This is a genomic window from Streptomyces chromofuscus, assembly GCF_015160875.1.
Taxonomy (GTDB): Bacteria; Actinomycetota; Actinomycetes; order Streptomycetales; family Streptomycetaceae; genus Streptomyces; species Streptomyces chromofuscus.
The window spans coordinates 3,220,833-3,235,491 of sequence record NZ_CP063374.1 but is presented as its reverse complement, the minus strand read 5'-3'; the positions used below and the strand labels follow the sequence as shown (position 1 = coordinate 3,235,491).

Sequence of the window (14,659 nt, the reverse complement as noted above, 5' to 3'; positions counted from 1 at the left end):
TCGTAGCGTTCGAAGCGTCGTAGCGTCCTGATCAGGCGAAGGGCCGGAGCACCTGGGGTGCCCGGCCCTTCGGCATGCGGGCTACGGCCGGCCTGTCCTTCGGATGAGCCGAAGACGCGGGCTCCTCTTCCCATGTTCCGAACGTCAGGACCTAGCTAGTCGTCGTCGGCGGCCCGGGTGCCGCCGAGTTCCACCGCTGTGCAGCGCCAGCGGTTGTCCCGGCCCAGTTCCAGGCGGAAGGCCATGGCGCGCAGGCGGTCGCCGGTGCCGATGCGGGCGAAGGCCTCGATGGCGCCAGGGCGGGGTTCGCAGTAGCCGATGTCGCGGATGACGGGCCGGGGGCCGCGGGCACGCAGGGGGCCGTGCTCGGCGAGGCGGGCCAGGTCGTCGTAGGCGGGTCCGGCGGTGTAGCCGAGCATGGCGTGGACGGGGCGCCGTCCGCTGAGGACGAGGAGCAGGCGGTCGGCGAAGAGGTCCGTGGGGCGCGGCTGGGGGACGGCAAGGGGGCGCGTGACGGCGGACGCCGATCGGGCGGGGCCCGTGCGCGTGACGGCGGACGCCGATCGGGCGGGGCCCGTGCCCTGGGCCCGTGGTGGGCTGCCGCCGGGGCGGCGCGTGTCGCGGCGGGAGGGGGGACGGGACGCGGGGTGGCGCTGGGCGGTCCTGGTCATGACCTTGTTCATGGGGAATCCCGTTTCACTGAGCCCGGCCAGGCGTTCGTACCGGGCAGTAACTTGCTGTTGGGGATCTTGTACGGGGCTGGCTCCTGGGGCGGCAAGCCGAGGGGGCCGGGGTCGAGGGGGTCCGGAATCTTCACTTATCCGGGTGACGGGCGGGGCTGGAAGCCCGAGAACACGGGGGTGCGCCGGGTGAATCCACGGCGCGGGGTGGACGCTCGACGGGGTGCGGGGAGGGACTCGAAAGGGGACCCCGCACGTATCCTGAAGGCCCTTTACGCGGGCTTGCGGAGCCCTCCGACCACGAAAGCGGCCAGCCATGCGCGTCTACGTCCCCCTGACCCTCCCCGGTCTCGCCGAGGCGTACAAGGCGGGCGAGGTGGGAGCCGGACCGCTCGTCGCGTACGCCGTCACGCCCGCGCTGCGCGAGTGGTACCTCTCCGACGACATCGAGGAGCTGGAGTACGCGGCGCTGAGCCGGGCGGCGCTGGCCTCGCTGCGGCTGCTCGCGGCGGACCCGGGAGCGCCGCGGCGCCGCGTCGTGGTCGCCGTTGACGTGCCCGACGGGGAGGCGAGCGCCGACCCCGGGCGAGGGCTCGACCCGGCGGCGCTGGGTGAGGTGCGGGTCGCGGGTGCCGTGCGGCTGGCCAAGGTGGCGTCGGTGCACGTCGACTCGGCGGACGCGGAGGCGGACGTGGCCGCGGCGGCCGGGGCGATGGAGGCGGCGGACGGCGGGGACGACGACGCGCGGTTCGTCGTGGACGGCGCCGAGGACCACGAGCTGCTGTGGTACGCGACGCAGGAGATCCCGAACCTGGTGGGGCCGGGGGGCGACTGACGGCGCGCGGCGTCGCGCCCCGTCACCGGCCCGTCGGACCGCGCTGACCGGCGCGTCTCTCGATTGTCGGTGGGGGCGGGTAACGTTTTCGGGCATGGGGATGCAGGGAGCAGCGCACATTGTGTGGGACTGGAACGGCACGCTGTTCCACGACAATGACGCGATCATCGGGGCGACGAACGCGGCGTTCGCCGAGCTGGGGCTGGAACCGATCACGATGGCGCAGTACCGGGCGCTGTACTGCGTGCCGGTGCCGAAGTTCTACGAGCGGCTGATGGGCCGGCTGCCGACCGAGGCGGAGTGGCTGGTGATGGACGAGACCTTCCACCGGTACTACGCCGAGCACCGGGTGCGGTGCGGGCTGACCGAGGGAGCGGAGCGGCTACTCACGGAATGGGTCGCCGGCGGGCGCAGTCAGTCGATCCTGAGCATGTACGTGCATGAGGAACTCGTGCCGCTGGTGCGGGGGTTCGGGATCGAGCCGCACTTCCTCCGGGTCGACGGGCGGACCGGGCCGTCCGGGGGCAGCAAGGCCGAGCACATGGTGCGGCATCTGGCGGCGCTGGCCGGGGTGGACCCGACGCGCACGGTGGTGATCGGGGACGCCGCGGACGACGCGCTGGCGGCTCGGCACGTGGGGGCGAAGGCCGTGCTCTACACCGGGGGGTCGCACGGGCGGGCCAGTCTGGAGGGGGCCGGGGCGCCGGTGGTGGACTCGCTCGTGGAGGCGGTCGCCCTGGCGGAGGAGATGGCCGCCTGAGCGGTGCGGGCTGCCGTCGCGGAGAGGACTGGGACGCGCTGGGCGTGTCCCCGCCGCGACTCGACCCGGGGCGTGTCCCGGCGTTTCCGCGGGACTTCCGCTGGTCGTCGCGCCGGACATGGTTCGGCGCTTCCGCCGGGAAAGGGAGCGGCGGCGCTCCTGCCGGACGTTTCCTGCGTCCACCGGCCTGTCCCGGCGCTCCTGCCGGGCGTGTCCTGCGTCCACCGGCCTGTCCCGGCGCTTCTGCCGGACGTTTCCTGCGTCCACCGGCCTGTCCCGGCGCTTCTGCCGGACGTTTCCTGCGTCCACCGGCCTGTCCCGGCGCTTCTGCCGGACGTTTCCTGCGTCCACCGGCCTGTCCCGGCGCTCCTGCCGGGCGTGTCCTGCGTCCACCGGCCTGTCCCGGCGCTCCTGCCGGGCGTGTCCTGCGTCCACCGGCCTGTCCCGGCGCTCCCGTCGGACGTGTCCCAAGGCGGCGCGGCGTCCCGTTCGACGCCGCGTCGCCTCGGTGGTGGGGGCAGGGGCCGGGGTCAGGTCACCGGGGCCTTGGCGCGCAGCACCGTGAGGAACTCGCGCATCCAGGCCGGGTGATCCGGCCAGGCGCGGGAGGAGACAAGGGTGCCGTCGACGACCGCCTCGGTGTCCTGGAAGGTGGCGCCGGCCGCCTGCATGTCGAGTTCCAGCGCGGGGTACGCGGTGACACGGCGTCCGCGGAGGCTGTCGACCGCGGCGGTGAGGAGGGGGCCGTGGCAGATCTGGGCCACGGGCTTGTCGGAGTCGAAGAAGGACTTGAGGATCTTGCGCAGTTCGGGATCGTTGCGGAGGTACTCCGGGGCACGGCCGCCCGGGATGACCACGGCGACGTACTGGCCGGGGTCCACCTCCGAGAAGGCGAGATCGGCGGGCCAGGTGTAGCCGGGCTTCTCGGTGTAGGTGTCGAAGCCGGGTTCGAAGTCGTGGACGACGAACTGGAGCTTCTTGCGGGTGGGGGCGGCGATGTGAACCTCGTAGCCCTCTTCGCGCAGTCGCTGGTAGGGGTAGAGGACCTCGAGGGACTCTGCCGCGTCGCCCGTGAGGATGAGGATCTTGGCGGTCATGGCGGTTGCTCCCCTTTGAGTGGCTTTTGCGGGTGCGTCGCTTTCCACTGCCAACGTGCCTCGGGGGTGCGGGCTTGCCTAGGGGACGCGCCGGTTTTCGGGCGAGCGGCGCCGGTGGAGGGTGCGGGCGACCGCGGCGTAGGGTCGGGTGACCGGCCGGCGGCGTCGCGTCGGGCCCTGGAGGGAGCGGCCGGACCGGCAACGCAGAGGAAGTCCCATCGGCCCCAGCGCTCTCGCCGGTCCCATCAGACCCGGTAGCAGCGGTATCGGCCCGCCGCCCGCCCGGATACGACGCCGCTCGCTTCCCCGCCCCTGTGCAGACTGTCAAAGTTCCACCCCCGGTTTTGTACACATACGGCTCATGACGGGCCCCCGGTGAGGAGCGATAGCCTTGTGGCGTGATCAGCGCGATAGTTCGCGGGGGCCTCCACGTCCTCGCTCCGCGCCCGGAGAGCATGGAAGACATCCGTGTCCGGGCGGCAGTCGCTGGTCTTCGCGGGCGGGCCGGAGCTTACGAGGGCTCCGTGGTTTCGCGCACACCCTGGGAGCGGACGCCGTCGAGAGCAGCGTCACATGCCCCGAGCGCGTGGGAAATGGCTGATATCACCCCGCTCATCTCACCTTGCGGCATAGCGTCGGAGCAGACCGGACACCCCGCGTCACGACGTCGCGTCGGAAGGCCGGAGACCGTACTTCCTTCTACGTCACGCAACGGCGCGCGACAGGAGCCAGAGGACAATGCAGACCAAGCTGGACGAAGCCAAGGCCGAGCTGCTCGATCGGGCCGCCCGGGTAGCTGAGAACAGCCCGGTCGGGGGGCACCTACCGACTGGGACGACGGAACACGGCACGCCCGACCGGGACGCCGTGCTCGCGTTCCTCCAGCGCTACTACCTGCACACCGCCCCGGAGGACCTGACCGACCGCGACCCGGTCGACGTCTTCGGAGCCGCCTACTCCCACTACCGACTGGCCGAGAACCGCCCCCAGGGCACGGCGAACGTCCGGGTGCACACCCCGACGGTCGAGGAGAACGGCTGGACGTGCAGCCACTCCGTCGTCGAGGTCGTCACCGACGACATGCCGTTCCTGGTCGACTCCGCCACCAACGAGCTGACCCGGCAGGGCCGCGGCATCCACGTCGTCATCCACCCGCAGATGGTGGTGCGCCGTGACGTGACCGGCAAGCTCCTCGAGGTGCTCACCACCCCGCCCACCGGCGACCTTCCGCACGACGCGCACGTCGAGTCCTGGATCCACGTCGAGATCGACCGCGAGACCGACCGGTCGGACCTGAAGCAGATCACCGCCGATCTGCTGCGCGTCCTGTCCGACGTCCGCGAGGCCGTCGAGGACTGGGGCAAGATGCGGGACGCGGCGCTGCGGATGGCCGAGGGGCTGCCCGGGGAGCCCGTCGCCGGTGACCTGCCGGAGCAGGAGATCGAGGAGGCCCGCGAGCTGCTGCGCTGGCTGGCCGCCGACCACTTCACGTTCCTCGGCTACCGCGAGTACGAGCTGCGCGGGGACGACTCCCTCGCCGCGGTCCCCGGCACCGGGCTCGGGATACTGCGCGCGGACCCGCACCACGAGGCCGGCGAGAGCCACCCGGTCAGCCCGTCCTTCGAGCGGCTGCCCGCGGACGCCCGCGCGAAGGCACGGGAGCACAAGCTGCTCGTGCTGACCAAGGCGAACAGCCGCGCGACCGTGCACCGGCCGTCGTACCTGGACTACATCGGCGTCAAGAAGTTCGACGAGCAGGGCAACGTCGTGGGGGAGCGGCGCTTCCTGGGCTTGTTCTCCTCCGCCGCGTACACCGAGTCCGTCCGCCGGGTGCCCGTCATCCGCCGCAAGGTCGACGAGGTGCTGAGCCGCGCCGGGTTCTCGCCCAACAGCCACGACGGGCGCGACCTGCTGCAGATCCTGGAGACGTACCCGCGCGACGAGCTGTTCCAGACGCCGGTCCACGAGCTCCAGGCCATCGTCACGTCCGTGCTGTACCTGCAGGAGCGGCGTCGGCTGCGGCTCTACCTGCGCCAGGACGAGTACGGCCGCTACTACTCGGCCCTCGTCTACCTGCCCCGCGACCGCTACACCACCGGCGTCCGGCTCAGGATCATCGACATCCTGAAGGAGGAGCTCGGCGGCACCAGCGTCGACTTCACCGCCTGGAACACCGAGTCGATCCTTTCCCGGCTGCACTTCGTGGTCCGCGTCCCGCAGGGCACCGAGCTGCCGCAGCTGTCCGACGCCGACAAGGAGCGCATCGAGGCCCGCCTGGTCGAGGCCGCCCGCTCCTGGCTGGACGGGTTCGCCGAGGCGCTCAACGCCGAGGTCGGCGAGGAGCGCGCCGCCGAGATGCTGCGCAGCTACCACAACGCCTTCCCCGAGGGCTACAAGGCCGACCACACCCCGCGCGCGGCGGTCGCCGACCTGGGTCATCTCGAACGGCTCGACGAGGAGAACAACTTCGCGCTCAGCCTGTACGAGCCCGTGGGCGCCGGCCCGGACGAGCGCCGCTTCAAGATCTACCGCAAGGGCGACTCCGTCTCCCTGTCCCGCGTGCTGCCGGTGCTGAACCGGCTCGGCGTCGAGGTCATGGACGAGCGGCCGTACGAACTGCGCTGCGCCGACCGCAGCGTCGCCTGGATCTACGACTTCGGCCTGCGCATGCCCAAGGGGCAGAACGGCACCGACTACCTCGGCGACGACGCCCGTGAGCGGTTCCAGGAGGCCTTCGCCGCCAGCTGGACCGGCAAGGCGGAGAACGACGGCTTCAACGCCCTCGTGCTGAGCGCCGGGCTGACCTGGCGGCAGGCGATGGTGCTGCGGGCGTACGCGAAGTACCTGCGCCAGGCGGGGTCGACCTTCAGCCAGGACTACATGGAGGACACCCTCCGCAACAACGTCCACACCACCCGGCTGCTCGTCTCCCTGTTCGAGGCACGGATGTCGCCGGAGCGCCAGCGCGCCGGCCACGAGATCGTGGACGCCCTGCTGGAGGAGCTGGACGCCGCCCTGGACCAGGTCGCCAGCCTCGACGAGGACCGGATCCTGCGGTCCTTCCTCACCGTGATCAAGGCGACCCTGCGCACCAACTTCTTCCAGCGGGCGCGGGGCGGCGTGCCGCACGAGTACGTGTCCATGAAGTTCGACCCGCAGGCCATCCCGGACCTGCCGGCCCCGCGGCCGGCGTACGAGATCTGGGTGTACTCGCCGCGCGTCGAGGGCGTGCACCTGCGCTTCGGCAAGGTCGCGCGCGGCGGACTGCGCTGGTCGGACCGGCGCGAGGACTTCCGTACCGAGATCCTCGGCCTGGTCAAGGCGCAGATGGTGAAGAACACCGTCATCGTGCCGGTCGGCGCCAAGGGCGGCTTCGTCGCCAAGCAGCTGCCGGACCCGTCCGTGGACCGGGACGCGTGGATGGCGGAGGGCATCGCCAGCTACAAGACGTTCATCTCGGCGCTGCTCGACATCACCGACAACATGGTGGCCGGCGAGGTCGTCCCGCCCGCCGACGTCGTCCGGCACGACGAGGACGACACGTACCTCGTGGTCGCCGCCGACAAGGGCACGGCCACCTTCTCGGACATCGCCAACGAGGTCGCCCAGCAGTACGACTTCTGGCTCGGCGACGCCTTCGCCTCCGGCGGCAGCGCCGGCTACGACCACAAGGGCATGGGCATCACCGCGCGCGGCGCCTGGGAGTCCGTCAAGCGGCACTTCCGGGAGCTGGGCGTCGACACCCAGACCGAGGACTTCACGGTCGTCGGCATCGGTGACATGTCGGGTGACGTGTTCGGCAACGGCATGCTGCTCAGCGAGCACATCCGCCTGGTCGCCGCCTTCGACCACCGGCACATCTTCATCGACCCCGACCCGGACGCGGCGAGCTCGTACGCCGAGCGGCGCCGCGTGTTCGAGCTGCCCCGCTCGTCCTGGGAGGACTACAACACCGACCTGCTGTCGGCGGGCGGCGGCGTCTTCCCCCGTACCGCCAAGGCGATCCCGGTCAACGCGCACATCCGCGCCGCCCTCGGCATCGAGGACAAGGTCACCAAGCTGACCCCGGCCGATCTGATGCGGGCGATCCTCAAGGCGCCGGTCGACCTGCTGTGGAACGGCGGCATCGGCACGTACGTCAAGGCCTCCACCGAGTCCCACGCGGACGTCGGCGACAAGGCCAACGACGCCATCCGCGTCGACGGCAAGGACCTGCGCGTCAAGGTCGTCGGCGAGGGCGGCAACCTGGGCCTGACGCAGCTCGGCCGGATCGAGTTCGCCCTGCACGGCGGCCGGATCAACACCGACGCCATCGACAACAGCGCGGGCGTGGACACCTCCGACCACGAGGTGAACATCAAGATCCTGCTGAACGGCCTGGTCACGGACGGCGACATGACGGTCAAGCAGCGCAACAGGCTGCTCGCCGAGATGACCGACGAGGTCGGCGGTCTGGTGCTGCGCAACAACTACGCGCAGAACACGGCGATCGCCAACGCCCTCGCCCAGTCCAAGGACATGCTCCACGCCCAGCACCGGTTCCTGCGCCACCTGGTGCGCGAGGGCCACCTCGACCGGGCGCTGGAGTTCCTGCCGACCGACCGCCAGATCCGCGAACGGCTCGCCCAGGGCCAGGGCCTGACCGGCCCGGAGACGGCCGTCCTGCTGGCGTACACGAAGATCACGGTCGCCGAGGAGCTGCTGGCCACCTCGCTGCCGGACGACCCGTATCTGCGCGGGCTGCTCCACGCGTACTTCCCGACGGCGCTGCGGGAGCAGTTCTCCGAGCACATCGACAGCCACCCGCTGCGGCGCGAGATCACCACGACCGTGCTGGTCAACGACACGGTCAACACCGGTGGCACGACGTACCTGCACCGGCTGCGCGAGGAGACCGGTGCGTCGCTGGAGGAGATCGTCCGGGCGCAGACCGCGGCCCGTGCGATCTTCCGCTCAGCGGCGGTGTGGGACGGCGTGGAGGCCCTCGACAACAAGGTCGAGGCCGCCGTCCAGACCCGTATCCGGCTGCACTCGCGCCGGCTCGTCGAGCGGGGCACGCGCTGGCTGCTCAACAACCGACCGCAGCCGCTCCAGCTCGCCGAGACGGTCGACTTCTTCGCCGAGCGCGTCGAGCAGGTCTGGTCGCAGCTGCCCAAGCTGCTGCGCGGCGCGGACCTGGAGTGGTGGCAGAAGATCTACGACGAGCTGACCGGCGCCGGCGTGCCGGACGAGCTCGCCACCCCGGTGGCCGGATTCTCCTCCGCCTTCCCGACGCTGGACATCGTCTCGGTGGCCGACCACATGGGCAAGGAGCCGATGGACGTCGCCGAGGTGTACTACGACCTCGCCGACCGGCTGACGATCACCAAGCTCATGGACCGGATCAGCGACCTGCCCCGCGCTGACCGCTGGCAGTCCATGGCCCGCGCCGCCATCCGCGAGGACCTGTACGCCGCCCACGCGGCCGTCACGTCGGACGTCCTGGCGGTGGGCAACGGCTCGGCGACGCCCGAGCAGCGGTTCAAGGTGTGGGAGCAGAAGAACGCGGCGATCCTGGGCCGGGCGCGGACGACGCTGGAGGAGATCCAGAGCTCCGACGCGTTCGACCTGGCGAACCTGTCGGTGGCGATGCGGACGATGCGGACGCTGCTGCGGACGCACTCGTAGGCCGCGGTGCGACGCGACGGTTCCCGACCCACTACGACGGCGTAGGTCCGGTCCCGGCAGGACACCGAGGGCGCCCCGAGCCGTGAGGCCCGGGGCGCCCTCGGGCGCGTACGGCGGTCAGGACGGCTGGGGCACCTTGGGGGCCGTCGCCCGTGGCTTCGGCTTGGGCTTGTTGTCCCCGGTGAAGGCCTCGTACTCCTTCATGACCTCCTCCGTGGGCCCGTCCATGCGCAGCTCACCGCGTTCCAGCCACAGCACCCGGTCGCAGGTGTCGCGGATGGACTTGTTGTTGTGGCTGACGAGGAACACCGTGCCGGCCTGCTTGCGCAGCTCGCGGATGCGGGCCTCGGAACGCTTCTGGAAGGAGCGGTCGCCGGTGGCGAGGGCCTCGTCGATGAGCAGGACGTCGTGGTCCTTGGCGGCGGCGATGGAGAACCGCAGCCGGGCGGCCATGCCGGAGGAGTACGTCCGCATCGGCAGGGTGATGAAGTCGCCCTTCTCGTTGATGCCGGAGAAGTCGACGATCTCCTGGTAGCGCTCCCTGACCTGCTCCCGGCTCATGCCCATGGCGAGGCCGCCGAGGTGGACGTTGCGTTCCCCGGTGAGGTCGCTCATCAGGGCGGCGTTCACGCCGAGGAGGGAGGGCTGGCCGCCGGTGTAGATCCGGCCGTTCTCCACGGGGAGCAGACCGGCGACGGCCTTGAGCAGGGTCGACTTGCCGGAGCCGTTGGTGCCGATCAGGCCGATGGCCTCGCCCCTGTACGCCGCGAAGGACACGTCCCGGACGGCGTGCACGGTGCGGACGCCGGCCGCCTTCTCGGCCTGCCCCCGGCGCAGGATGCGGTTGAGGGCGGCGGTGGCGGAGCCGCGGCCGGCGCCGGTGCCGTTGACCCGGTAGACGATGTCGACGTGGTCGGCGATGACGGTGGGGATCGGGTCGGGAGCGGTCCCGTTGGGGTTCTCAGCCACGGCCGTACGTCTCCTCAGCCTTCCAGAAGTAGATGAAGCCGCCGACGCCGGCGAGCAGGGACCAGCCCGTGGCGAGCATCCAGACGTGGTCGGGCAGCTGGCTCGCGCGGAAGCTGTCGATCAGCGCGAAGCGCATCAGGTCGATGTAGACGGCGGCGGGGTTGGCCTGGAGCACGGGGCCGACCCAGCCCGGCAGGTCGTTGTGCCGGCTGAGCAGGTGGTCGATGCTCCACATCACGCCGGAGACGTACATCCAGGTGCGCAGCACGAACGGCATCAGCTGGGCGATGTCCGGCGTCTTGGCGCCCACCCGGGCCATGACCATGGACACGCCTGCGTTGAACGTGAACTGCAGGACCAGGGCCGGGATCGCCAGCAGCCAGGACGCGGCGACCGGGACGCCGAAGACGAGCAGGATGACGACCAGGGCGGCCATCGAGAACAGCAGCTGCTGCAGTTGCTGGAGGCAGAAGGAGATCGGCAGGGCCGCGCGCGGGAAGTGCAGGGCGCGGACGAGGCCGAGGTTGCCGGAGATGGCGCGGGTGCCGGCCAGGATCGAGCTCTGCGTGAAGGTCCAGATGAACACGCCCGTGACGAGGAACGGGACGTAGTCCGGCACGCCGTCCTTGGTCTGGAGCAGCACACCGAAGATCAGGTAGTAGACGGCCGCGTTCAGCAGGGGGGTCATGACCTGCCAGACCTGGCCGAGCTTCGCCTGGCTGTACTGGGCGGTGAGCTTGGCGGTCGAGAACGCCGCGATGAAGTGGCGGCGCGCCCACAGTTGGCGGACGTACTGGGGCAGGGAGGGGCGGGCGCCGCTGACGGTGAGGCCGTGGCGGGCGGCGAGGGCCGTGAGGTCGTCGTCGGCCGGGGCCGTGGTGCGCGCCGTCGTCGGGGGCGGTGTGTCGAGGACCTGGCTCACATCCGCTGCTTTCGGTCGGGGGTGGGGGGTGCGTCCGTGCGGCCCGTGCGGGCGCGTCGTCCGGCGTTTTCCTACGCGTCTCTTCACGTTTTCTTACGTCGCGACGGGACCGTATCGTCGCAACGCGAGCGTAGGCCTTACGGACGTCGGAACGCAACCGTTTCGTCGTAACGCCCTATGCTGGTCCGCATGACGACGAACGCCGACGGGCCCCAGCCGCGACCGCGCCGCCGGACTCCCGCCGGGGCGGCCGTGCTCCGGGCGGACGTGACCGACGCCATCCGGGCGGCCGTCTTCGAGGAGTTGGCGGCCGTCGGCTACGCCCGGATGTCCATCGAGGGCATCGCCCGCCGGGCCGGGGTCGGCAAGACCGCGGTGTACCGGCGCTGGCGTTCCAAGCTGCACCTGGTGCTGGACGTCGTGTCGGCGATCGCGGTGCAGGGCCTGCCCGCGCCGGACACCGGGTCCCTGGAGACGGACCTGCGGCTGCTGTACGAGGTGACGTCCCGCGCGCTGCGTCATCCCGTGGCCTCGCAGATCATCCCCGACCTCCAGGCGGAGGCGGCCCGCAATCCGGAGATCGCCGACGCCCTCCAGAAGGCGCTGCGCGAGGGGCAGGAGGGCGTCGCCAGCAAGATCGTGGCCGCGGCGGAACAGCGCGGCGAGGTGGGCTCGGGCTACGACCCCGACCTGGCCCTCGACCTCATCTCGGGCCCGCTCTACTGGCGCTCGGTGGTGATCCGCAGCCCGAAGCTGCCCAAGGGCTACCTGGCGACCCTGGCCAGGTCCACGGCGGCGGCCCTCAAGGCGCTGTAGGCGTCACAGCCCCGGACGCGCCGAGCGCACCGACGCCCCGGCGAAGCCCTCAACACTCAGCCGCCGACCCAGTTCCCCCAGCTCCACCGCCCGCAGCGCCCGCCCATCGAAGACCATGGGGACGAGGTTGAACACGCCCAGGTCCGCCAGCTCCGGGCTCGCCGCGCCCGCCACGTTGAAGTAGCGCAGGGACGCCGTGGCCAGCCCGGTGGCCCGGCCCGTCGCCCGGACCAGCCACTCGCCGGCCAGCTTGGTCTCGCCGTAGGGGCTCATCGGCACGCACGGCGTTGCCTCCGTGACCAGGTCGACGTCCGGCGTGCCGTACACCGCCGCCGAGGAGGAGCCGGGCGAGCACCTCGTACCAGCGGTGGTACGTGACCCACACCTCGCGCGCCACCGCCCCGTGGCCCAGCGGGGGCAGCGAGTCGTGCGCCAGCAGCCACAGCATCAGGGCGCGGGTGACGAGCCAGGCCGCGGCGAAGGCGAGAGGGCTACGTCTCATCACCGGCGGATCGTAAGCCGCGGGAGGGGTGTGTCCGGGTTGATACGCCGTCAATCCTCAAGACTCGTCAGTAAATAGTACAAACTGGCTCCGTGGTGCGCGGGGAGAGGGAAGCGAAAGGAATCAGCCGGGTCGGCGTCGTGGCCGTCGCGGCGCCCGCGTCCGTGATGCTCGTCGTCGGGCTGTGGGGGCTCGACCGGGGCGGGATGTGGCGCGACGAGGCCGTCACCTTCCAGGTCGCCCGGCGCTCGCTGCCGGAGATCTGGCGGCTGCTGCACAGCGTGGACGCCGTGCACGGTCTGTACTACCTGCTCATGCACCCCGTCCTCGCCCTGCGCGCCGACGAGGTCGTCCTGCGCCTGCCGTCGGTGTGCGCGGCCGCCGCCACCGCCGGTCTGGTCGGGGCCCTCGGCACACGGCTCGCCCGGCCGCGCGTCGGCCTCTGGGCAGGGCTGCTGTACGCGGTGACCCCCATGGCGGGCCACTTCGCGCAGGAAGGGCGCTCGTACGCGCTCGTCGCCGCCTGCGCGGCCGGGGCGACGCTGCTGCTGGTGCGGGCGGTCGCGGGGGCCGCCTGGTGGCCGTACGGGACCGTCGTCGCCGTCGCCTGCCTGCTGCACGAACTGGCGGTGCTGGTGCTGGTGGCCCACGCGCTGACGCTCGCGCACGCGCGCGTGCCGGGTGCCGTGTGGGGCCGGTGGGGGCGCGCGGCCGGGGGCGCGGTGCTGGCGCTGGTGCCGCTGGCCGTCGTCTCGCGGACGCAGGCCGGGCAGGTGGCATGGCTGCCGGTGCCGCGCCTGGGCACCGTGGAGCGGCTGCTGCGATCGTTCACCGGGTGGGAGGGGGAGGTCTTCTGGGCGTACGTCGTGCTGATCGCCGTCGCCCTGTGGCCGGCGCGGGGACGCGGAACGCTCGCCGGGACGCCTCCCGGGCCGTCCCTCGCGGGCGTCGCCCTGCCCCTGATGACCGTGCCGCCCCTCACGCTGATCGCGGTGTCGCAGTTCCAGCCGATGTACGACGACCGGTACGTGCTGTACGCCCTCGCCGGAGCCCCGCTGCTGGCCGCCTCCGGCGCCGACCGGCTGGTGCGGGGCGTCGGGCGCTCCCCGCTGGCGACCGTCACCGGCGTCGTCGCGGTGGGGCTCGCGTTCGCCCACCAGTTCCCCCTGCACCGCCAGGACCGCACGCCCTCCGTGCGCGCCGACAACCTCGCCACCGTCTCCGCCGTCGCCGCGCGCGAGCTGGGCCCCGGCGACCCGGTGCTGTTCGTCCCGGCCATCGGGCGGCGAGCCGCACTGGCCTACCCCGAGGCGTTCCGGGGCGTCTGGGACGTGGCGCTGCGCGTGTCCGCGCCGGAGTCCGGGACGCTCTACGGGGAGGAGGTCGACGCCGCCGAACTGCGCCGACGACTCTCCGGCCTCGACCGGCTGTGGGTGGTGGCCGAGCCGAACGCGTGGCGGTCGCGCCGGTTCCCCCGGAACTCGGCCGAACGGGTGAAGCTCACCGTCGTGCGGGAGCAGTTCGCGCCGTACCTGCCCGTGCGGCACCTCGCACACGGTGGCGCGACGTTGCGGCTCCACGTCCGCAGGGCGGGGGTCGCGGGCATCACGGCGCTCACGGGGAGCGAGCCGGGTGTGGCGACGGCGGGGAGCGGGCCGGGTGCCCCGAGGGGCGGGGCGGTGACGTGGAGCGGGCCGGGTGCCCCCGTGCCGTATGCCGCCGCAAGCTCGGTAACGGCGGGGAGCGCGCCGGGCATCGCCTTAAGTCCCGCGTCGACGAGAGGCGCGCCGGGCACACCCGCCGGCCCCACGACGGCGCCGGGCACGCCGGCCGCCCCCGCGAGCCCGTCCACCTCAGGCGTCAGGCTGGACCCCGCCGGGAGGGCGGTGCCGGCGGCCAACCCCGGCCTTATCGCGACTCCGCAGCCCGTGCGGCCTCCGCCCGCGCCGCCGCGTCGAGCGCCGTCGTGAGTTCGTCGAGGCGGGCGCGCAGCCCGCGGATCTCCTCGACGTCGAACCCGGTCGCCGCGGCGATACGCACTGGCACCTCGAGCGCCTGCTCGCGCAGCGCGACCCCCTCCTCGGTCAGCCGCACCTCCACCGAGCGTTCGTCGCGCGCGCTGCGCTCCCGGCGTACCAGTCCGGCCGCCTCCAGCCGCTTGAGCAGCGGCGACAGGGTGCCGGAATCGAGCCGCAGCTGCTCGCCCAGCTTCTTCACCGGCAGGTCCCCGTGCTCCCACAGCACCAGCATCACCAGGTACTGCGGGTAGGTGAGCCCGAGGTCTTTGAGGATCACGCGGTAGACGCCGCCGAAGGCGCGCGCGGCCGAGTGCAGGGAGAAGCAGATCTGCTCGTTGAGCCGCAGCCAGTCTGCCGTGGGCGTGGTGGTCATGCCTCCAGGGTAGCTCTTGC

The 14,659-nt window shown here is 72.0% G+C and carries 10 protein-coding genes and 1 pseudogene; 5 read left to right on the top strand and 6 right to left on the bottom strand.

Annotated elements, in window-relative coordinates; genetic code table 11:
• Positions 1 to 155: 155 nt before the first annotated feature.
• Positions 156 to 683 (bottom strand): Rv3235 family protein, encoded by a 528-nt coding sequence (locus IPT68_RS14510; RefSeq protein WP_189699181.1) that lies wholly within the window; start codon positions 681 to 683, stop codon positions 156 to 158.
• A gap of 313 nt (positions 684 to 996) precedes the next feature.
• On the opposite strand from IPT68_RS14510, the gene IPT68_RS14505 reads away from it, so the two are divergent.
• Together IPT68_RS14505 and IPT68_RS14500 are read left to right on the top strand one after the other, a co-directional pair.
• Complete coding sequence (locus IPT68_RS14505) at positions 997 to 1,515, top strand: DUF6912 family protein (RefSeq protein ID WP_189699180.1); 519 nt, start codon at positions 997 to 999, stop codon at positions 1,513 to 1,515.
• Positions 1,516 to 1,609: 94 nt separating this feature from the next.
• Positions 1,610 to 2,275 carry an HAD family hydrolase gene (locus IPT68_RS14500; protein WP_189699179.1) on the top strand — a complete coding sequence of 222 codons (666 nt, stop codon included), beginning with the start codon at positions 1,610 to 1,612 and terminating at the stop codon, positions 2,273 to 2,275.
• A 530-nt stretch (positions 2,276 to 2,805) separates the two neighbouring features.
• Here IPT68_RS14500 and IPT68_RS14495 read toward each other — a convergent pair.
• Complete coding sequence (locus IPT68_RS14495; protein WP_189699178.1) at positions 2,806 to 3,372, bottom strand: DJ-1/PfpI family protein; 567 nt, start codon at positions 3,370 to 3,372, stop codon at positions 2,806 to 2,808.
• Between the two features lie 738 nt (positions 3,373 to 4,110).
• Here IPT68_RS14495 and IPT68_RS14490 point away from each other — a divergent pair.
• Positions 4,111 to 9,039 (top strand): NAD-glutamate dehydrogenase, encoded by a 4,929-nt coding sequence (locus IPT68_RS14490; protein ID WP_189699177.1) that lies wholly within the window; start codon positions 4,111 to 4,113, stop codon positions 9,037 to 9,039.
• A 117-nt stretch (positions 9,040 to 9,156) separates the two neighbouring features.
• On the opposite strand, the gene IPT68_RS14485 is transcribed toward IPT68_RS14490, so the two are convergent.
• On the bottom strand, positions 9,157 to 10,008 hold the full coding sequence (locus tag IPT68_RS14485) for an ABC transporter ATP-binding protein (RefSeq protein ID WP_189699176.1): 852 nt from the start codon (positions 10,006 to 10,008) through the stop codon (positions 9,157 to 9,159).
• Entirely contained in the window at positions 10,001 to 10,930 is a 930-nt protein-coding gene (locus IPT68_RS14480; protein WP_189699175.1) for an ABC transporter permease, read from the bottom strand. The genes IPT68_RS14485 and IPT68_RS14480 overlap by 8 nt, the downstream gene beginning before the upstream one ends.
• A gap of 189 nt (positions 10,931 to 11,119) precedes the next feature.
• On the opposite strand from IPT68_RS14480, the gene IPT68_RS14475 reads away from it, so the two are divergent.
• On the top strand, positions 11,120 to 11,746 hold the full coding sequence (locus IPT68_RS14475) for a TetR/AcrR family transcriptional regulator (RefSeq protein ID WP_228040459.1): 627 nt from the start codon (positions 11,120 to 11,122) through the stop codon (positions 11,744 to 11,746).
• A gap of 105 nt (positions 11,747 to 11,851) precedes the next feature.
• Here the strand turns inward: IPT68_RS14475 and IPT68_RS14470 are convergent.
• Positions 11,852 to 12,088, bottom strand: a pseudogene (locus tag IPT68_RS14470) (NAD-dependent epimerase/dehydratase family protein); the annotation flags it as partial.
• A 252-nt stretch (positions 12,089 to 12,340) separates the two neighbouring features.
• Between IPT68_RS14470 and IPT68_RS14465 the strand changes: the two are divergent.
• Positions 12,341 to 14,218, top strand: a complete 1,878-nt coding sequence (locus IPT68_RS14465; RefSeq protein WP_308438788.1) for a glycosyltransferase family 39 protein — start codon at positions 12,341 to 12,343, stop codon at positions 14,216 to 14,218.
• On the opposite strand, the gene IPT68_RS14460 is transcribed toward IPT68_RS14465, so the two are convergent.
• Positions 14,157 to 14,639, bottom strand: a complete 483-nt coding sequence (locus IPT68_RS14460) for a MarR family winged helix-turn-helix transcriptional regulator (protein WP_189699173.1) — start codon at positions 14,637 to 14,639, stop codon at positions 14,157 to 14,159. The genes IPT68_RS14465 and IPT68_RS14460 overlap by 62 nt on opposite strands.
• Between the last annotated feature and the right edge of the window lie 20 nt (positions 14,640 to 14,659).